Here is a 20,348-nt window from a genome sequence, read left to right on the forward strand (position 1 = left end):
AGGGGGAGTCTCTATAGGACACAGATGATCTTAAACGCAGAATTATGCCACTTTTGGAGGAATATCGGACACCATAGTCGCTATTAGCATAAATGACACCGATTATGAGCCCATTTCTCTGGAATAGTGTCACTGAGGTCCGCAACTTTACTCAAAAGGCTCTAAATTAGCAAATAGCGTCATCTGAGTCCGGAAGCAACGTTGGGAGCGTAAGCAATAAACAATGTGTCGCCGTAAGCAAGCAACTTGAGAGCGTAAGCAATAAACCACGTGTCGCCGTAAGCAAGCAACTTGGGGAGCGTAAACAATAAACAACGTGGGTTCGTAAGCATCATGGGTCCGTCGTAGTACCAATGGCGGGATCAGCGGGCAACGGGGTTCATAAGCACAATTGTTTTTTAGAAGTAATATCGGGGTTTGTAAACACCACTGGGGCGCAAGTGACACAGGTCCGTAAGCCCCGACCCAAAAAAGAGCAGCAATCCTTCAAAAAGGATCGCTGCTCTTTTAAAAATAAGAACTTAGCTGTTCTCAATAATCGTTTGCAGTGTAGTGCGGTCGAGGCCTTCTACCAGTTTAACTAACAGCTCTTTAGCAGCTTCGTAGTCATCGCTATGAATAACTGATGAAGCAGTATGAATGTAGCGGGAGCATATTCCGATGACTGCGGAAGGAACGCCGATGCCACTTACATGAACCTGACCTGCATCTGTCCCACCTTGGGAGACAAAATACTGGTATTTGATCTTGTGAGTATCCGCTGTGTCTTGTACATATTCGATTAAGCCGCGATGTGTAACCATCGTAGGATCATAAATGCGCAGTAGAGCGCCTTTACCCAAATGGCCAAAGGCTTGGCTATCCCCGGTCATATCGGCAGCAGCGCTCGCATCCAAGCCGAAGAAAATGTCTGGGGACAGAAGATTAGCGGCTGTACGTGCTCCACGAAGTCCGACTTCCTCTTGTACAGTAGCACCAGCATAAACAGTATTAGGCAGCTTTTTGCCGTGTAATGACTTAACCAGCTCAATGGCGAGACCTACACCGTAACGGTTATCCCACGCTTTAGCCATGATTTTTTTAGGGTTGGCAAGCGGGGTGAACGGACAGATCGGCAGTACTTGTTGACCTGGTCTGACGCCAAAGCTTTCCGCCTCTTCACGGCTGTCTGCACCGATATCAATATACATTTTGCTAATTTCGCCCGTCTTGCCGCGTTCTTCTGCGCTTAGTAGGTGGATAGGCGTGCTGCCAACAACACCGGTCAATGTGCCTTTTGGTGTAATGATTTGGAGACGCTGGGAAGCAACAGCAGAAGCAAGCCATCCGCCTAGCGGTTGAAAACGAATCATCCCGGTGTTAGTAATTCCGGTGACCATAAAGCCCACTTCGTCAAAATGTCCAGCGACCATAATTTTTGGCCCGTTTTCCTCACCGCGCAATACGCCGAACAGACTTCCGAGACGATCCTGCACGAACTCTTCGGTATAAGGTGTCATAGCATCCTTGACGTAAGCGCGGAGTTCGCGCTCAAAGCCCGGGGCTGCAGGGAATTCGGTAAGTGTTTTGAATAGATCCAATGTTTCTTGATTCATTTGAAATCACTCCTTTATTAAAATATAAGGACGTATAAGCTTTGCGTTATACATCATCCTTATAGTTCTACGAGAAACGGTTGCCATCCAAAATGGACGACAACGTTATTTCTTCCTGCCACTTAGTATGAACATTGTGAGCTCACTTGTCCATGCTAAAGAGACAAATGAACACCCGGTGAACGCTCCGCGAATACAATGCAATAGGGGCTCTGGTGGCAGGAGCTTTAGAAAGGATGCGAAGGAAATGAGGGTAGCAGGTAGTGTACCCAAAAGAAGGGTGCAAGGAGGATACTCCAAAAGAAACCTAAAGGTTAGCGGAGCGCGCAGACGTTACTGGCGCCACAACTCTCTGGAAAAGGAAGCAGTGCTTATTCTTGTGCTGTTCTTGCTGCTGATAGTTGTGTTACTGTATTTTTCCTGAATTGGAGGGACATAACGAAGCGGGGTATGGCAAACAATAAGGAAAACTTCTAAGCGAAGAAACAACTTGAGGGGCTCAAAGTGAGTACTACTATGATGCTTGTCAGCCCCCTTCGCCTAACTTTCAGGAGGTGCCCTCAATGCCGGCGAAAACGAAAAAATCGGGTGTCAAGCTGAAGCTTGATACCCTGACCCCGCAAGATTACGAGAAATTGTCCAAGCCCTTTGTACCCGCTAGGCCCGTATTCAAAAACTGTGTGCGAGCATTTCTTGCTGGCGGCCTAATCTGTGTAATTGGACAAGGGATTCAGGAGGCTTATATGGCAATATTCGATATGACCTCCAAAGAAGCCGCAAGTCCAACTGTAGCGACGATGATTTTACTTTCTGTAATCCTGACCAGCTTTGGCGTGTATGACAAACTGGCGCAATGGGCCGGTGCAGGAACTGCGGTTCCGGTTACTGGTTTTGCGAACAGTATGTGCTCAGCAGCTCTTGAACATCGTGCGGAAGGACTTGTGCTGGGTGTGGGCGGCAATATGTTCAAGCTGGCGGGTTCAGTCATCGTATTTGGTGCCGTTGCTGCTTTCATAATTGGTATCGTCTATCTCTTTTTAGGCGTTGGCGGAGGTGCACATACATGAAACAGCTTGGCAGTCAGACTTGGGAGTTCACGAGCCGTCCCGTTATTTTAGGCTCTTCCGCTGTAGTGGGTCCTGAAGAGGGAGAGGGTCCATTAACGTCAGATTTTGATTTTATATTTGATTCCTTGGAAATGGGTGAAAAAACATGGGAAAAGGCTGAGCGGGCTCTTTTCGAAAAAGCCTCCCTATTGGCACTGATTAATGCAAACCTGGATAAGGAGAAGCTGGAGTTTTTTGTTGGCGGAGATTTGATGAACCAGATTATCAGCAGCTCCTTCGCGGCAAGAAAATTAGGTGTGCCTTATCTTGGAGTTTTTGGTGCTTGCTCCACTTCTATGGAGAGCCTTGCAATTGCCTCTATGATCGTTGATTCCGGAGGCAGCAAATACGTGCTCGCGGGAACATCCAGCCATAACTGTACGGTGGAGAAGCAATTTCGTTATCCTACCGAATACGGTTCACAGAAGCCGCCAACGGCGCAATATACGGTCACAGGCTCGGGCTGTGCTGTAGTAGGTCAGAATGATGGGACTGGCAACAATCCGGTAGTGGTCTCGGCTACCCTTGGACGAATAATGGATCTCGGTTTGACAGATCCTTTTAATATGGGAACAGCGATGGCACCGGCGGCGGCGGATACGATCACTGCGCATTTTCGGGATACAGGACTATCCCCCGGGCATTATGACTTAATTGTTACAGGTGATCTTGCATCTGTAGGCTTGCCCATTGCGAAAACCTTATTAGCTAAAGAAGGGATTCCAATGGAGCAAACAACCTTTGATGATTGCGGTTTGCTTATCTACGATTTGGAGAAACAGAAGTATGTGATCGCCGGAGGAAGTGGTTGCGGGTGTTCCGCAGTAGTGACTTATGGTCATATACTCAAGCGTATTAAAAAAGGTGAACTAAAACGGGTGCTGATTGTGGCAACTGGAGCCTTATTATCCCCATTGTCATACCAGCAGGGAGAGAGCATTCCGTGTGTGGCTCATGCTGTTGCTATAGAAAGTGGAGGTGGAGTTTAATGATGATTTACTTATGGGCTTTTCTGATCGGAGGAGCCATTTGCGTTATAGGCCAGCTGATGTTTGATGTATTGAAGCTGACACCTGCACATACGATGAGTACATTAGTTGTAGCCGGAGCGATTGCTGATGCTTTTGGCATCTATGATCCACTTGTGAAATTTGCGGGTGCGGGCGCAACCATTCCAATCACAAGCTTCGGTAACTCTTTGGTCCATGGAGCATTGACAGAGCTGGAAAGGGATGGCTGGATCGGTGTAGTTACAGGGATTTTTGATATCACGAGCGCAGGGATTTCGTCAGCGATTGTGTTCTCTTTCCTGGCTGCATTGGTTGTTCGGCCTAAAGGATAATGGGATTTTAGCGATTTAGATTAGAACCTGCGGGACATTTTGTCCTGCGGGTTTTTGGTTTGTTTACACTTCGTAAGCTTCAACAATGTACTTTGGGTCCCCTAATCATGTAAAATATAAATATTACTGCTTATTCTGACCTAGGAGGATCATATATGCCCGTTCGTCAAGAATCAATGCACATCATGAATGCTGTCCGTAATAATCTAGAATCCTGCATACTTGGAAAATCATTTGAAATACAATTGCTGCTAACAGCGCTGCTTGCCGGTGGTCATGTTCTGATCGAGGATGTACCGGGAACAGGAAAGACCCAGCTTATTCGCGCACTTTCCAGATCAATGTCCGGAGAGTATCGCCGGATACAATGTAATCCGGATATTCTTCCGAGTGATATTACCGGTGTATCTGTGTATCATCCGAGAGACGAGATGTTTCATTTCCGCCCAGGTCCAGTGATGACGAATATCCTGCTGGCCGATGAAATTAACCGAGCCACCACAAAGACACAATCCGCCCTTCTGGAAGTGATGGAGGAACGAAATGTAACCGTAGATGGGGAGACCTATCCGCTGCCGCATCCATTTATGTTGTGCGCCACCCAGAATCCGATAGATTTTGAGGGAACCTACACGTTGCCGGAAGCTCAGTTGGATCGGTTTATGCTAAGAATTAGTCTTGGTTATCCTGATGCAGCAACCGAAAAAAATCTATTGCTGAGCCATCAAGAAGGTCAACCAGTGGACAGGCTTACGGCTGTCACTAGTATGGAGCAGATCGCTAGTATTCAGGAGGAAATTCGTGAGATTTATATGAGTGATCCTGTACTGAATTACTTGTTAGATATTGTGCGCCAGACAAGAGAGCATCCGCTTGTATTGCTCGGTGCAAGTCCACGAGCTTCGTTATCGTTTATGCTGGCTTGTAAAGCTTATGCTTTCTTACAGGGAAGAGATTATGTGCTTCCAGATGACGTAAAGGTGCTTACTCCATTTGCCTTGGGTCATCGTATATTGCTGCGTCCAGAGTCGCGCCTAGATAATGTTAGCGTAGATTCACTGCTTCAAAAGCTTCTGCAGAGCATTCAAGTGCCTGTTACGATGAGGCAATAATATGAGACGTTATTTGTCTACGGTGGCAGCTCGCATTCAGCCTACTAAGTTCGCCAGCATCCTTGTAATTTGGAGTATTACTCTCTTATATGTACTATTTCAGGGCGGTAAAACTGCATTTATGTTGTTTATTATGGTCTCTGTACTTATTGCATATCTGATTGCTGGAGGTTTGGGAGGCGTTCGGCGGGCTAAGGGTGTTCGCAGTTTTTATGCCGAACAGGATAAGGGAGATTTGCTCTCTGCCGGTGGGTATCTTCGTGTAGGTCTGAAGGTCACAATCCCGGGGATTTTGCCTTTACCTTATGTAGTTGTTAGGGAAGTTCTGAAACGGCATAATGGCGAATCCTGGGTATTTGAGGAAAGCCTGATTCCCAGCCTCAGAGGACTTGGGGAACTGCGGTTTCAGACACCAGTTCTCGAACGGGGCACTTATACATTTTCAGATACGGATATCATCAGCCAAGATATTTTTGGCCTTGTTGAGCATAAAGGTACTTTTCTGGCTGAAGGCCAGTTTCAGGTGTTGCCTCGTGCAATCTATGTTCCGCGGTGGCAGTTATATGAAAGAAAATCCCGTCTTTCTGGGCCACAGACCTCTGTTGTTCAATCACGACGTGAGACTACCCAAATTAACGGTGTACGCGACTACGTATATGGCGACCGCCTAACACGCATTCATTGGAATGCAACGGCAAAGACAGGCTCGTGGAAGTCCAAAGAGTTCGAGCATGAGTCGATTCCCAAGACCATTCTAGTTCTGGACGGCTCTGCTTCTGCTTATACGAATTCGAATCAATTTGAACTCGCAGTCTCCGTCGCAGCCTCACTACTTGGATTCGGCATTCGAGAGCGAATTGGGATCGGTCTTTGCTGTTTGGATAAGACCACGAAGGTATTTGCACCTGTTGAAGGTGCTGCTGAGCGTCAGAAAATGATTCAATATTTGATCGATCTTAACGCCGAAGGGCACGGTCCACTCATATCCCGTTTGGAAAAAGGTTACCGTATGTTCCCTAAAGGCTCATACTTCGTGCTAATTAGTCCTCAACGTGGTCAGCCTGTACTGGATGCACTACGTTGGGCTGACAGCAGAGGGATGACTCCGTCGCACATTCATATAGGGAATTTATCAGAAACGAATAGCAGCACAGATTGGACAGACGTTCTAAGATCACGGGGGATTACAGGCTACAGCATTAGCTCACTGCAAGAGCTTCCCATAGTATTAGGAGGGGAAGTCTGATATGAGAAACTGGTGGAATCAGATGAAATTCTCCTGGCACCGTTCTTTAGGTCTATTGTGGCTTTTGATTATAGCCCACCAGTGGGTCTCTTATACGGAACCTATCTGGTTAAGACAGACAACTGCTGTTGTGTGGGCTGCATTAATAACGATCACTGTTATTGAAATCATAATTCCTGTAAAAGTTCAGATAAGGCTCTTTATTGAAGCGGCAGCTATTATTTATATCGTTTATCGGATACTTATCAATTATGGTATATACGTTGCTGATCCTTGGGCAACAACCCTCCCGGACAGACTGCAGGATATTGCAGTTCATATGGTGCCCTATATCTGGTTTGCTCTCGGAGCCTCAGCCCTGCTGCTGTTGTCGTCTTGGTGGGTATCCTCAAAAAGACGTATTTTATGGTTTATAGGAATGAACATAGTGGCCTTGGCTGCCTTGGATTCCTTTACATCTATTGTTTTGTGGCAGGAAGTAGCCTGGACGGTATTTGCGGGGATGGGCTGGCTGGTCAGCCAGCATCTGAGAAGCTTCCAGCTTCAATATCCGCGTGGTTGGGTGCATCTGCTGAAATATCCCACGAAAATAGTCATTAATATTGCCATCGTCTTCTCTTTGGTCATCCTAATTGGAGTGAATATGCCTGGGGTAAGGCCTACCCTAACCGATCCTTATACCGCTTGGCAAGAATGGAATGGGATTGGGAAGTCTTCTGGGAAGGGCACAGTTGGGACCACGAAATCTGAGATGGGTTCTGTCTCCCCTACTAACAATACTTCGTCAGGCTACAGTCTGAATGATGATCAACTAGGTGGCGGCTTTACCTTCGATTATACACCGGTGATGACAGTGGTTTCTGATTTGCGTATTTATATGCGGGGAGAAACGCGCAGATTATATTCCGGAAGAGGTTGGGTCGATAGAGATCGGTTAAATCGGGGACCTCTAGAAGCGGTGGATGTAGGTGAAGCTTTAGAGAGCAGTGTGGGTTCTAAAGTAAATACACGAACACTGAAACAAACAGTAACCGTGCTTAATAATAATGAATTTCCCGTACTATTTGGCACTTATTCAGTATCTTCGGTGGATTCTTTAAATGGGGAAAAAGTTGGAGATGGACTCTCCTGGAGAAGCCGAGACAGCGAGCTGATCTGGGATGTGGATGGGAAAAAACTCGCTTATCCGTCTACTTTTGAGGTGACGTCTGAGGTTCCTGTAATTCCTGTTCAAGAATTGACAACAAAGACGTATGAGGAGCTATATAAAGGGAACGATTTGGAGAAAATGTTTCTTCAACTGCCTAACGATTTTCCTAAAAGAGTCAGGGAGCTGGCTGAGGAAATCACGGCTGAAGGAAAAACGCCGTATGAAAAAACAGCGCTTTTGCAACAATACTTACAACAAACCTTTCCATATACCAATAATCCAGATATATCACGTGTCACAAGCAACGATTTTGTAGAAGGGTTTTTGTTTGAGTTAAAGGAAGGTTACTGTGATTATTATTCTACGGCACTGGTTACTATGGCGCGCTCTCTGAACATCCCTGCACGATGGGTTAAGGGGTACGCACCTGGGGAACAGCCAGAAATCCCAATGAATCCGGCACAACAGCAATCCGGCACAGTGAATAATAACTATACAATTACCAATGCGGATTCCCACTCTTGGGCTGAGGTTTATTTTGGTGATTATGGTTGGATTCCAGTTGAAGCTACACCTGGATTTAATATTCCGCTTCTAACTCAGAGTGAGCAAACCCCTGAAGTCGAGCCAGAAGATCAAGAAGAGCAGGCAGAACCTACACCAGCGCCTGTGAATAATGCACAAGAAGATCAAGGGTTTCATGTAGGTCTATGGGTTGTTGTGGCAGCTGTAGTGGTGTTGCTGTCCTGGGCGATTTTTATAGTTTGGCATAGACGCTTTAAGCTTCGCTTCTTCATGCAACAGCTGCGCAATGGCCGGCCTTTAACGCCAGATCAGAAAGTAGTGGCGGAAACTGAACGTTGGGTAAGGTATTTGCATCGCAAGGGAATGTTAAAAGAAGAGCACGAAACTTTACGTGAAGCCGTAGATCGCTGGAGTGGAGAACGGCCGGCAGTGGCTGATCATCTATACTCACTACTAACAATGTTCGAAAAGGCGAAATATAGCCCTGAGGTTATTGAAGACAAAGACTGGCAGAGCGTGTATACTGAAGCTTTGTGGGTGCGGAGAAAAATGAGATCCAAGAAATAACACTTTGCGTGAAAGTATAGCTACAGATTTATTTGCGATGCGCAAGGAGTATGTTATAGTTTTTTGTATGAAATCGAGGTGAACGTATTGTTTGAAATGTTAGTTCCCAAACTCCGGGTGAATACGGTATTCGATATTGCTCTGGACGAGCTGTATAGACAGGGATATCGCGGAATCATCACGGATCTGGATAACACACTGGTCGGTGCCAAAGCGCCTGTGGCTACTCCGGAGCTGTTGTTATGGTTCGAAAAGGTGAAGGAACTGGGCTTTAAGCTCATCATCGTATCTAACAATAACATGGAACGGGTGTCCCGCTTTGCAACACCGCTTAATATTGAATTTGTGCACCAGGCTCGTAAACCGAGTAATGCTCCTTTTCTCAAAGCGATGAAGCAGATGGAGCTGCCCCCTGAACAAACGATTGTGGTGGGAGACCAAATGCTTACTGATGTATACGGCGGCAATCGCCTTGGCCTGTATACTGTTTTGGTACTGCCAATCTCCGTCAAGGACGAGGGGTTCGGCACAAGGTTTAATCGCCGGGTAGAGCGGGTTGCTCTGACACGGCTTCGCAAAAAAGGATTGTGGCACGAGGAGGATAAATAGTAATGAACGAACAAAGCGAAACACAGCGTCCTGAGAAGTGCAGCGGTTGCGGCATCAAGCTTCAGACGGAGCATAAGGATCAACCAGGATATCTTCCGGAGGTTGCACTTGAACGGGACCCGGTGATTTGCCAACGCTGTTTCCGGATTAAAAATTATAATGAGGCTTCATCTGTTTCGGTGAATCAGGATGAATTTCTTCGCCTGCTGAGTGGAGTAGGAGAGAAGAATGCGCTTGTTATTCATATTGTCGATATCTTCGATTTCGAAGGCAGTCTGATTTCCGGCCTGCAGCGGTTTGTTGGCAATAACCCTGTTATTCTTGCAGTGAATAAATGTGACTTGCTGCCGAAGGTTACAAACTGGAACAAGTTGCGTAACTGGATGCAGCAGCGCTGTAAAGAGGAAGGCTTGCGGACGGCTGAAATCGTACTTTGCAGTGCGAAACGCAATCAAGGTTTTGACCGTTTGCTGGAAGCCGTAACGGAGTTGCGCGGTCAACGCGACGTATATGTAGTAGGTGCTACCAATGTGGGCAAATCCACACTTATTAATCGTCTGATTTCGGACTATAGCGATTTAGAGCAGGAGTTAACGACTTCACGTTACCCTGGCACAACACTCGATACGGTCAAAATTCCACTGGATGACGGCCACTACATTATAGATACTCCAGGGATTGTGTATCCTTGGCGTTATAGTGAATTAGTTGAGCGTCAGGATCTGGATGCAGTTATGCCTGCCAATCCTTTGAAGCCGACAGTCTATCAGTTGAACGAAGGACAGACTCTTTTCTTCGGTGGATTGGGACGTTTTGATTTCGTACAAGGCCCGCATCAATCCTTCACTTGCTTTATTAGTGGTACTTTAAAAATCCATCGCACGAAGCTGGAACGCGCAGATTCCCTCTATCAGGATCATCGCGGTGAAATGCTGTCTCCACCGGGAAGTGACCGGATGGACAAGCTGCCACCTTGGCAGCGGCATGAGTTCCGGATTAACCGGGGCAGCAGAACCGATCTATACATTTCGGGTCTGGGCTGGATTAAGGTTAATGGGACTGAAGGTGCAGTTGTGGCCATTCATGTTCCGCGTGGTGTGAAGGTGCTTACCCGCCCTTCGATGATTTAACGAGGGAGGATAATCTATTGTCTACAACTGCAGTCGAAGGCTACAATAACGGTAATATTCTACTCGGTGTAATGGGAGATCCAATTATACAATCCAAATCTCCAATTATGCATGAAGCAGCGCTGCAAGCGCTGGGAATTCCGGGTGCTTATGTACCGCTTCACATCCTCCCGGAGAAGCTGGGCGATGCAGTGCAAGCGATCCGTACGCTTGGTTTCCGTGGAGTGAATGTGACGATTCCGCATAAGGTTGCAGTGATGCAATATTTGGATGTATTAGATGAGAGTGCAGTAGCTGTTGGTGCAGTCAATACGATTGTTAATGATAACGGAGTGCTCACCGGATATAATACGGATGGGATCGGTTATGTGCGTTCGCTCAAAGCGGAAGCTATTTCTGATTTGTCTGGTGTGAAGATTATGGTTATCGGGGCCGGTGGAGCAGCAAGAGGAATTGTTGCCGCACTACTTCAGGAGAAGCCTTCTTCAATCATTATTGCTAATCGTAGTGTTGATAAGGCAGAGGACTTGGCGACACAGTGCCGGAGCAAAGGGAATGTCATCGGGATTAGCATGAACGAAGTAGCAGAAATGCTAAGTGGTGTAGACGTGCTGATCAATACTACCTCCGTAGGTATGTATCCTCATATGGATGAGACACCGATAGATCCTGGACTGCTTCGTGAAGGAATGGTCGTAAGCGATCTGATTTATAATCCGCTGCGCACGCGGCTATTGTTGGAAGGACTTGAACGGGGCTGTACGATTCATGGAGGCCTTGGTATGTTTGTCTATCAGGGAGCTTATGCACTGGAGTATTGGACAGGGCAGCCTGCACCTACGGAAATCATGCGGCAGACCATTCTCGATTGTTTGGGTGGAAATGAGTAAGAAATGGATTCATCAAGTTAGGGTAATAATAGGTAATAATATATGTTAATTAAGGAGTTATTCATTTATGTTAACTGGTAAACAAACACGGTATCTTCGTTCATTGGCGCATCATCTCGATCCTATTTTTCAAGTAGGCAAAGGTGGAGTAAACGATCACCTCGTACGCCATATTGAAGAAGCTATTGAGAAGCGCGAGCTTATGAAGATTAGTATACTGAGCAATAATATTGAGAATCCCAAGGAAATTGGCGCTGCTCTGGCTGAACAATCGGGTTCTGAGCTTGTGCAAGTGATCGGTAAGACTGTCGTTCTATACAAAGAATCACGTGATAACAAAACCATTGAGCTGCCGCGTTAATAGCTGTAAGTATACCTTACCGAGGAGGTCGTCCTCTTGAAAGTTGGAATTATGGGAGGTACCTTTGATCCTCTTCATATCGGTCATATGATGGCAGCGGAAGCCGCAAGAGATACTTATGGGCTGCAAGAGGTATGGTTTATGCCTTCACATATCCCTCCTCATAAACATGAGGCGGGTGTATCTGGAGAAGACCGACTAGCCATGGTGCAGGAAGCGGTGAAGAATCACGAAGCTTTTTGCACATTAGATTGGGAAGTGGTCAGAGGTGGCGTCTCCTATACCTATGAGACCATAAGACGTCTGCAAGAGGAGTATCCGCATTTCGATCTATATTTCATCATTGGAGCGGATATGGTCCAGTATTTGCCGAAATGGAACGAGATTGAAGAACTGGTGCAACGGCTTACATTTATTGGTGTGGGTCGTCCGGGAACACCTCTTGATCTGGATGCATTGCCAGACTTTATAGCAAAGAAGGTGTTGCTTGCAGATATGCCACTGGTTGATATTTCGTCAACGATGTTAAGAGAACGGGCGGCAGCAGGTAAATCTATTCGTTATATGGTTCCAGAGGCAGTGTTCGATTATGTTCAAAGGAGTGGATTGTATGGCATACAGCCGCGAAGCGCTGATTGAAGCGGTCTCCGCACAGATGCCTGATAAGCGCTGGAAGCATACACTCGGCGTGATGGAGACATCTATTCAACTGGCGAAGCAATATGGTGCTGACCCTGAGCGTGCAGAGACAGCAGCAATTCTGCATGATGTGGCCAAGTATTGGCCGGTTGAGCGTATGAAGGAGATCATTGAACAAAATCAATTAAATTTGGATCTTCTGGTGTATGACAAGCAGATGTGGCATTCGGAAGTAGGCGCCTTTGTAGCTGAGAAAGACTATGGGATTACGGATCCTGATATTATCAATGCGATTCGTTTCCATACCTCAGGCCGTGAAGACATGAGTTTACTTGAAAAGATCGTCTGCTTAGCTGACTACATCGAGCCTGGGCGTGATTTTCCCGGGGTTGATAAGATACGCGAGAAGGCACAAGTAAGTTTGGAAGAAGGATTAGTCGCTGGGTTCGATTCTACGATTAGTTTGTTACTGGAGAAACGCCGGGTGATTTTCCCCTTAACGGTACTGGCGCGTAATGATTTAGTTAGAATATTGGAGGATAAAATATGAGTGTACAACCAAGCAAGCTGTTAGAACTGGCCCTTAAGGCTGTTGAAGATAAAAAAGCAATGAACGTCGTGGCACTAGATCTACGTAATGTTTCACCAATCAGTGATTACTTTATCGTATGTCACGGTAACTCGGATATTCAGGTACAGGCGATCGCTACCGAAGTCCGTAAAGTGGTTCATGAAGCAGGCGGAGTGATCAAAGGGATTGAAGGCATGGATTCAGCACGCTGGGTGCTGATGGATCTTGGCGATGTTATCGTTCATATATTCCACCGCGATGAGCGTGAATATTACAATATCGAGCGTCTGTGGTCCGATGCCAAGGTTGTGGAAACTGTATGAGCCTGATTGCAGGAACTACGGTTACACTTCATGTAGAGCGGGAAGTTTCGCCATACGGATTTTTTCTGAATGCTGGAGACCAGGATGTTATGCTGCATTATACGGAGCTGACAGAGAAGGTAAAAGCCGGCGATAAAGTTGAAGTTTTCATTTTCTTTGATACCGAGGACCGTCTTGCGGCAACGATGAAAAAACCATTTCTGACGCTGGGCGAGATGGCGTTATTGGAAGTGGCTGATATTCATCCGCGTCTGGGCTGCTTTTTGGAGATGGGTCTTGGACGTCAGCTGCTGCTGCCTATCCGTGAGCTTCCAGAGCTTCCAGAGCTGCGTCCGCAGGTTGGGGACTATGTGTTTGCGATCATGGAGCATGATAAACAGGGGCGTCTGCGTGCCAAGCTGGCCGGAGAACAGGAGCTTGCTCCTCTAGCTCTGCCTGCACCTGAATCTTGGATGGGACAGACTGTAACAGCCCGAGTGTATAAGCCGCTGCAAATGGGTACTTTTGTACTTGTGGATGCGGGTGTGCTAGGCTTTGGGATTATCGGTATGGTCCATTCCTCGGAGCGGAGCCGTCTGCTGCGTCTTGGTGAGCAGTTTGAAGCACGTGTCTCTCATATCCGTGAAGATGGACGTGTTAACCTTTCTATGGGTCTTCGTAAAGAAGTGGGGATGGATGTAGATTCTGCCGCACTTTTGGAGTTCTTAAATGCTCGTCCAGGTGGAGCGATGCCTTATTCGGATGCTACGCCGCCAGATATTATCAAACAACGGTTCGGAATCAGTAAATCCGCCTTCAAGCGTGCACTTGGGAAGCTGATGAAGGAAGGCCATATTACTCAAAAAGAGAACTGGACGTATCTTGTTGCTAAGGATAATGAAGAAGGAACAACCGAAGGGCAAGAAGAAACGACGGATTAAGCTTACGATTCAATAGACGGAATTTATAAAATGTTGTTATAGAAAGCGGTGTAATTGTGTCTTCCTATGGGAAATTTGCTTATGTATACGATGAGCTTATGGCAGATATGCCGTATCCAGATTGGATATCCTTTGCTGAAGCCGCATGGAGTAAATACGGCAAACCGTTAACTGTAGCCGAGCTTGGCTGCGGAACAGGAAGTATTACAATTCCTTTGGCGGGTTCAGGATATCATATGACCGGAATCGATTTATCTTCTGACATGCTCTCAGTGGCACAGCGCAAAATGGAGGAGCATCCCCAGGGACGGCGCTTTTTGCGCGAAGGCAGTGTTCGTTGGATTAGACAAGACATGAAGGAATGGGAGCTTCCGGAGCTGGTGGATTCTGTAATTTCCTTTTGTGATTGTCTGAATTATGTGTTGGAAGAGGATGACATCAGCGCTGTTTTTGCCAGTACCTATGCAGGATTAAAGCAAGGCGGAACCTTCCTGTTCGATGTGCATCATCCAAACACACTAATTCGTTATGAAGAAGAACAGCCCTTTATTCTGGACGAGCCATCTGTTTCTTATATTTGGACTTGTGAGATGGATGTTCCACGCCGCGAAATTGAACATCATCTGTCCATTTTTGCCCGTGAAGACGGACATAGCGATCGCTATCGCCGATTCGAAGAGACCCATATTCAGCGCGCCTACGATCCTAACTGGATGAAGGAAGAACTGCTTAAGGCTGGGTTTAGTGATGTGAAGATCTACGCCGATTTCGAGTGGGTAGAGGCAGAAGATGATGCTGAACGATTATTTTATGTAGCTATAAAATAATTATTCAAAATGCTAAAAGGGGCTGTCCCATAAGCTATGAAAATAGCTGCTGGGACAGCCCCTTTTTTTGACTTTAGCTTATTGCTGGCGGAAGCGAGTGGAATGCTGCTGTTAGAAGCACATAGGTTGACGCTGCCGGAAACAAGTAGGTTCCCGCAATTGAATGCTCATGCATTGCCGCTTTGCGGAAGCGTGTAGGTTCCCGCAATCGAATGCTCATGCATTACCGCTTTGCGGAAGCGTGTAGGTTCCCGCTATCGAATGCTCATATATTGCCCATTGAGGAAGCGTGTGGGTTGCCGCTCTCGAATGCTCATGCATTATCTTTTACGGAAGCGTAGGTTCTCGCTCTCGAATGCTCATGCATTACCGCTGTCGTAAACATGTAGGTTTTCACTACCCAACACTCATGCATGCACAACTACCATCAGATGTACGTATTAGTAGTAGCGATCGGACCCAGCAGACCTTATACGCAGCATTTTCCAATATTTTGGGTGCTATCGGACTCCATTGCAGCTATTGGCTTGAAAAACGTCCAATATTGGTCATTTTCCAATGGATAGCGTCACTGGAGTCCGAAAACATGCTCCAAGAGCTAAAAATATGCAAATAACGTCATCTGGGTCCGTAAGCCACGTAAGCCGCGTAAGCCGCGTAAGCCAGTAAGCCGCGTAAGCCACGTAAGACACGTAAGCCGCGTAAGCCACGTAAGCCAGTAAGCCGCGTAAGCCACGTAAGCCACGTAAGCCAGTAAGCCACGTAAGCCACGTAAGCTACGTGAGATGATGGAGACAAGGTTGGAGCAACCAGCCAGCGCCCCAAACATAAACAGCGCTTCTCTCATATCAGGAGAACCGCTGTTTTTTTATGACGTCATCCGTTGGAGCAGCTTGTAATTGCGCCAACATAAGAAATACAAAATAAACCGGGCAGTGTTCATACCACCCGGCATCTTCCAATCCTTACCGATGCTCAAACAGATCAATGGCACCCAATACGACATGAGCCAGACCAAATCCAAGTACGCCTGTTGCTGCCATCTTATACTTGCTTCCAAGAAAAGCGGCGCTAGAAGCGGTTACGACGGTTCCAAGAACAGCGGGAATTAGACCTTCACGCATTCGAAACACTCCTTCTCGGTGGTTTGGGAGACAAAGTTATTATGGTTCAATATCGAAAAAATATACGAAGCACAAAAAGACCCTAAATCAGCGTTAGCTGAATCTAGGGTCTTTTTATTTAAGCAGGGTTGGTTACTCTGCTATTATAACAGCGTTACGAGGGAGGCCCTCTCCAACTTCATGTACATCATACAACACACGTGCCAGTAGGTCCTGGCTATAATTGCCGAAATGTTTTCCGTAAATCGTGAGTCCGCGTTTGTTTGTAGGCTTGTCGGTTACTGCGATACGGAATGTGAGTTCACTTTTGTAATCCAATTGGATATCATCAAGGGTCACGTCAGAAATCCGACAGCCATCAATAAAGCTGCCTTCATTATTGATACGGATCAGCTTCAGCATACCGTATTGGTTTAGGTGCGGAGGCCACCAATCGGGGTTAAATGTTCCCCGGGTATCTCCGAAATCGCCAGGGCTAGTCCAGAATCCGATTTCAATTCCATTTAAATAGAAATAAAGGTCGGACGGATAGTTATCGTTAGACCCAGGAGCTTCAGAGCCGATCTCCATCGAGAACTGAATTTCGCGGAACGTTTGGTTGGCTTTAAGGTAGTTCGGAATTCTATATTCGAGGAACCCTTCGGCCATCCAAATAATTTCGGATTCAATTCGCTGCGGATCTGCAAAATAACGCGGCTCGTCGAAATCCCCGATGATGCTGTCTTTGGTAGCCAGTCCACAAGTTGGAACAGCCTGATAGTTGCTGTAATGACCTACTTGAATTTCTACTTCGTAAAGATTATCAACATCCTTGCTGCGAAGGTCAACAATAAGCTTGTCCTTATTTAAATAGCAGACCTTTTGAATACCGTGTTTACCCACTGATGTGTTTATCTCAATGAGACCGCTTTCTTCTAACTTTTTAATATGCATGGTGATGGCGCCGTTGCTGAGGTTCAGTTTTTTGGCAATTTCATTAAGGTTCAAGGCTTGATTGGTGGCAAGGAGCTCTAAAATGAGGATTCTGATTTCTGAGCTTAGTGCCTTAAAAATTTCTAATCCACTCATTAAATCTTTAATATAGATCATTTTATCAATACCTTCTTCCGATTACGTCATAAATTATACTATTTTATAAAATTATAAACTAATAAGGCATATAAATAAAGTATACTTCCTTATTTTGTAGAATGTACGAATATAAGAGGGGTTTTTGGCATGATTTTTATTTGATTTAGTAAAATTTAAACGAATGAAGAATTAATCTAAAGAAAAAGGCTGTTATTTCGCCATAATTCATTTATTTCGAGTTTAATTTTATATAAATATAAAAAGGTTTATAGAAATATATTTACAAGGCTTTTTATATATGTTATTTTATATTGTAAGCGAATACATATATTTTCATTTTAAATTTAATATTTATTGCTGTTCAATCTGTTGCTATTTCTGAGGTGATAATTTAATGGTAAAAAAAACATCAGATCTTGTCTTTCCAAGTTCCCCGGGGAACATGCCAATGTATGATCTATCAGTGATTGATATCGAGTCTTTATGGACGATTCACAACACACATGATCCAGGCATTATTAAAACAGATGAGGGTTACTATGTTTTTTCTACCGACATAAGAGTCGGAGGAGAATTACGTCCAGGCGTAATGGTTCGGAAATCACAGGATCTTATCCATTGGGAATGGGTTCATTATGCGCTGCCGGGAATTCCCCAAGTTGCGAAGGAATGGGCAGGGGCGACTAATTTATGGGCACCCGATGTGGTGAAATACGGTGAACAGTATCGAATGTATTACTCGGCCTCATCTTTCGGAAGTAGACAATCGCTAATCGGTCTTCAAACTTCTTCTTCTATTGAGGGACCTTGGACCGATGAAGGTGTAGTGATTCAGACGCGTGCTGAAGATTCACTGAATGCGATTGATGCCAATGTGCTTACGGATGCAGATGGGCGAATGTGGATGGTGTATGGTTCTTTTTTTGGTGGAATTCACATCATTGCGCTGAATGCGGAAACGGGCAAACCGAAGCAAGAAGGTTTTGGTACGCTGATCGCTAAACGGGATAACACCATTAAAGATGGAGCAGTTGAAGGACCGTACATAGTGTATAACGAGCAATTCAAAAAATACTATTTGTTCGTCTCCTATGACTCCCTGTTTGAGGATTATAACGTTCGTGTCGCTCGTGCAGATACTATTACCGGCCCATATGTGGATTATAACGGACGAGATATGACTGATAGTGCGCATCAACCCCGATATGAGGTCGGCAATAAAATACTGGGTGGCTATCGCTTTGGACAAGATCCAGGTTGGATAGCTCCCGGCCATAACTCAGTTCTTCATGAGGATGGCAGCTATTATATAGTTCATCATGCACGTGGTGAAATCGATAAACATTGGTCCTATTTACAGGTTCGTCGAATTCTGTGGACAGAGGATGGTTGGCCTGTTGTATCTCCAGAACGGTATGCGGGTGAAGTGGAACAGGATATTCCAGAACAGCTAATCGCAGGACAGTGGGAATGGATTGTAATGGACCCCTCAGCGGATGGCCAGATTCAGTCTGCCGTCATAAGTCTATCCTCTGACTTTAAGCTGGAAGGTGCGAATGGAAAGGGAAGCTGGTCTTTTGATGGATGCAGAGTCCTGACCTTGGTCTGGAATGATGTTGTCGAGGGTGAAGGCCGGATAGAGAAGGTGCAATTGCTTCCGTCATGGGATTGGGAGAAAGAAACTCAGACCCTTGTATTTACTGGATTAAATGAAAATGGAATTTCCATCTGGGGTAAGCAAAAGAATGGAGAAGAGAATAGATGACTACGATCAAGCTACATGCAGGTAAAGGAATTAATAAGATCAGCAAATATCTATATGGTCATTTTGCCGAGCATTTGGGCAGATGTATCTATGACGGGATCTATGTGGGGGAAGATTCACCGATTCCGAACACCAAGGGCTTCCGCAATGACATCCTAGCAGCACTCAAAAAAGTTAATATTCCTGTCCTTCGTTGGCCGGGGGGCTGTTTTGCCGATGAGTATCATTGGAAGGATGGCGTCGGTCCAAAAGAAACCCGTAAGCGGATGGTGAATACGCACTGGGGCGGTGTCGTCGAGAATAATCATTTTGGGACGCATGAGTTTTTTGAATTATGTGAGTTGCTGGATTGTGAACCGTATATCTGCGGGAATGTTGGCAGTGGCACTGTTCAGGAGATGTCGGAGTGGGTTGAATATATGACCTTTGAAGGCGAATCACCGATGGCGGACTGGCGTCGTGAAAATGGGCGTGAAGAGCCGTGGAAGTTGAAGTATTTTGGTGTAGGTAATGAGAACTGGGGCTGCGGCGGCAATATGCGTCCAGAATATTATGCAGATTTGTACAGACGTTACCAGACATATGTGCGCAATTATGGTGAAAATCAGATCTATAGAATCGCTGGTGGCGCCAACGTTGATGATTATAATTGGACGGAAGTGCTAATGCGCGAAGCTGGACGGTTTATGGATGGTCTCAGTCTTCATTCGTATACGATTCCTGGAAGCTGGGAAGAGAAACGTTACGCTTTAGGTTTTGACGAAGCCGAATGGTTTGAGACTATGCAAAAAACCTTGCATATGGATGAATTGATTACTAAACATTCAGCGGTTATGGATAAATATGACCCGGATAAGCGGGTTGGAATGATTATAGATGAGTGGGGAACTTGGTTCTTAAGTGAACCTGGTACGAATCCAGGGTTCCTGTATCAGCAGAATACACTCAGAGATGCATTGGTAGCAGGGGTAACGCTGAATATTTTCCAAAAGCATAGCAGTCGTGTGCAAATGGCGAATTTGGCTCAAGTGGTCAATGTACTGCAAGCCCTTATCCTGACGGAGGGCGACAAGATGATTCTAACGCCTACCTATCATGTATTTGAAATGTACAAAGAGCATCAGGATAATGAACTGCTTGAAGTTACTATTGAGAGCCCTGATTATACGTTTGGGGAGCTTACAATTCCACAGATTAGCGTTTCTGCATCTCGTGATACGAATGGCAAAGTATATGTTTCACTCTGTAACCTGAGCCATAAGGACAGCGCATCGCTAAGTATTGGTATTGAAGAGGTTAGCTTTAGCAAAGTGACAGGTCAGATTTTAACGCATTCCGTGCTGGGAGCGCACAATACGTTTGAGGCACCGGATACAGTTACTCCAGTAGCTTTTGAGGGTGCGTCTTTATTAGGTGAAAAGCTGAGCTGCGAGCTTCCACCTGCTTCCGTGGTAGTCTTGACTCTGGAATAACAT

The 20,348-nt window shown here is 45.8% G+C and carries 21 protein-coding genes; 18 read left to right on the forward strand and 3 right to left on the reverse strand.

Going from position 1 to position 20,348, the window contains the following annotated elements:
- Positions 1–521: 521 nt before the first annotated feature.
- Positions 522–1,595 (reverse strand): M42 family metallopeptidase, encoded by a 1,074-nt coding sequence (locus NSQ55_RS07510; protein WP_076125194.1) that lies wholly within the window; start codon positions 1,593–1,595, stop codon positions 522–524.
- Positions 1,596–2,158: 563 nt separating this feature from the next.
- Here NSQ55_RS07510 and spoVAC point away from each other — a divergent pair.
- From spoVAC to NSQ55_RS07590, 16 genes are all read left to right on the forward strand, one after another.
- On the forward strand, positions 2,159–2,662 hold the full coding sequence (gene spoVAC, locus NSQ55_RS07515; protein WP_076125192.1) for a stage V sporulation protein AC: 504 nt from the start codon (positions 2,159–2,161) through the stop codon (positions 2,660–2,662).
- Entirely contained in the window at positions 2,659–3,690 is a 1,032-nt protein-coding gene (gene spoVAD / locus NSQ55_RS07520) for a stage V sporulation protein AD (RefSeq protein WP_036675714.1), read from the forward strand. Before spoVAC ends, spoVAD begins: the two co-directional genes overlap by 4 nt.
- Positions 3,691–3,692: 2 nt before the next feature.
- Entirely contained in the window at positions 3,693–4,043 is a 351-nt protein-coding gene (gene spoVAE / locus NSQ55_RS07525; RefSeq protein ID WP_036675923.1) for a stage V sporulation protein AE, read from the forward strand.
- Positions 4,044–4,198: 155 nt separating this feature from the next.
- Positions 4,199–5,155, forward strand: a complete 957-nt coding sequence (locus NSQ55_RS07530; RefSeq protein ID WP_076125188.1) for a MoxR family ATPase — start codon at positions 4,199–4,201, stop codon at positions 5,153–5,155.
- Position 5,156: 1 nt separating this feature from the next.
- On the forward strand, positions 5,157–6,401 hold the full coding sequence (locus NSQ55_RS07535) for a DUF58 domain-containing protein (RefSeq protein WP_076301931.1): 1,245 nt from the start codon (positions 5,157–5,159) through the stop codon (positions 6,399–6,401).
- Between the two features lies 1 nt (position 6,402).
- The gene (locus NSQ55_RS07540; protein ID WP_339172371.1) at positions 6,403–8,643 is read left to right on the forward strand and encodes a transglutaminase domain-containing protein; all 2,241 of its coding nucleotides are present in this window, start codon (positions 6,403–6,405) and stop codon (positions 8,641–8,643) included.
- Between the two features lie 87 nt (positions 8,644–8,730).
- A complete protein-coding gene (locus NSQ55_RS07545) occupies positions 8,731–9,252 on the forward strand; it encodes a YqeG family HAD IIIA-type phosphatase (RefSeq protein WP_036675921.1) in 522 nt (173 codons plus the stop codon).
- 2 nt (positions 9,253–9,254) lie between these two features.
- Positions 9,255–10,382 carry a ribosome biogenesis GTPase YqeH gene (gene yqeH, locus NSQ55_RS07550; protein WP_076104718.1) on the forward strand — a complete coding sequence of 376 codons (1,128 nt, stop codon included), beginning with the start codon at positions 9,255–9,257 and terminating at the stop codon, positions 10,380–10,382.
- Positions 10,383–10,399: 17 nt separating this feature from the next.
- Positions 10,400–11,272, forward strand: coding sequence for a shikimate dehydrogenase (gene aroE, locus NSQ55_RS07555; protein WP_339172374.1), 873 nt, complete (start codon positions 10,400–10,402; stop codon positions 11,270–11,272).
- Between the two features lie 67 nt (positions 11,273–11,339).
- The gene (yhbY, locus tag NSQ55_RS07560; RefSeq protein ID WP_036675703.1) at positions 11,340–11,633 is read left to right on the forward strand and encodes a ribosome assembly RNA-binding protein YhbY; all 294 of its coding nucleotides are present in this window, start codon (positions 11,340–11,342) and stop codon (positions 11,631–11,633) included.
- A gap of 36 nt (positions 11,634–11,669) precedes the next feature.
- Complete coding sequence (locus NSQ55_RS07565) at positions 11,670–12,272, forward strand: nicotinate-nucleotide adenylyltransferase (protein ID WP_076138319.1); 603 nt, start codon at positions 11,670–11,672, stop codon at positions 12,270–12,272.
- Positions 12,244–12,822: a bis(5'-nucleosyl)-tetraphosphatase (symmetrical) YqeK gene (gene yqeK / locus NSQ55_RS07570; RefSeq protein WP_076125176.1), complete on the forward strand. Its 579-nt coding sequence runs from the start codon at positions 12,244–12,246 to the stop codon at positions 12,820–12,822. The genes NSQ55_RS07565 and yqeK overlap by 29 nt, the downstream gene beginning before the upstream one ends.
- Positions 12,819–13,166, forward strand: coding sequence for a ribosome silencing factor (gene rsfS / locus NSQ55_RS07575; protein ID WP_036675699.1), 348 nt, complete (start codon positions 12,819–12,821; stop codon positions 13,164–13,166). Before yqeK ends, rsfS begins: the two co-directional genes overlap by 4 nt.
- Positions 13,163–14,086, forward strand: a complete 924-nt coding sequence (locus NSQ55_RS07580; protein WP_036675697.1) for a S1-like domain-containing RNA-binding protein — start codon at positions 13,163–13,165, stop codon at positions 14,084–14,086. Before rsfS ends, NSQ55_RS07580 begins: the two co-directional genes overlap by 4 nt.
- 56 nt (positions 14,087–14,142) lie before the next feature.
- Positions 14,143–14,913: a class I SAM-dependent methyltransferase gene (locus NSQ55_RS07585; protein ID WP_076307065.1), complete on the forward strand. Its 771-nt coding sequence runs from the start codon at positions 14,143–14,145 to the stop codon at positions 14,911–14,913.
- Between the two features lie 36 nt (positions 14,914–14,949).
- On the forward strand, positions 14,950–15,111 hold the full coding sequence (locus NSQ55_RS07590; RefSeq protein ID WP_175617354.1) for a hypothetical protein: 162 nt from the start codon (positions 14,950–14,952) through the stop codon (positions 15,109–15,111).
- A gap of 767 nt (positions 15,112–15,878) precedes the next feature.
- Here NSQ55_RS07590 and NSQ55_RS07595 read toward each other — a convergent pair.
- Entirely contained in the window at positions 15,879–16,037 is a 159-nt protein-coding gene (locus NSQ55_RS07595) for a hypothetical protein (RefSeq protein ID WP_036675694.1), read from the reverse strand.
- Positions 16,038–16,169: 132 nt separating this feature from the next.
- Positions 16,170–17,126: a winged helix-turn-helix transcriptional regulator gene (locus NSQ55_RS07600; RefSeq protein ID WP_036675692.1), complete on the reverse strand. Its 957-nt coding sequence runs from the start codon at positions 17,124–17,126 to the stop codon at positions 16,170–16,172.
- Between the two features lie 430 nt (positions 17,127–17,556).
- On the opposite strand from NSQ55_RS07600, the gene NSQ55_RS07605 reads away from it, so the two are divergent.
- Positions 17,557–18,873: an arabinan endo-1,5-alpha-L-arabinosidase gene (locus NSQ55_RS07605; protein ID WP_339172384.1), complete on the forward strand. Its 1,317-nt coding sequence runs from the start codon at positions 17,557–17,559 to the stop codon at positions 18,871–18,873.
- Positions 18,870–20,345 carry an alpha-N-arabinofuranosidase gene (locus tag NSQ55_RS07610; RefSeq protein ID WP_076125169.1) on the forward strand — a complete coding sequence of 492 codons (1,476 nt, stop codon included), beginning with the start codon at positions 18,870–18,872 and terminating at the stop codon, positions 20,343–20,345. The genes NSQ55_RS07605 and NSQ55_RS07610 overlap by 4 nt, the downstream gene beginning before the upstream one ends.
- The last annotated feature ends 3 nt before the right edge of the window (positions 20,346–20,348 follow it).

The sequence above is a fragment of the Paenibacillus sp. FSL H7-0943 genome (genome assembly GCF_037963265.1).
Classification (GTDB): Bacteria; Bacillota; Bacilli; order Paenibacillales; family Paenibacillaceae; genus Paenibacillus_AQ; species Paenibacillus_AQ odorifer.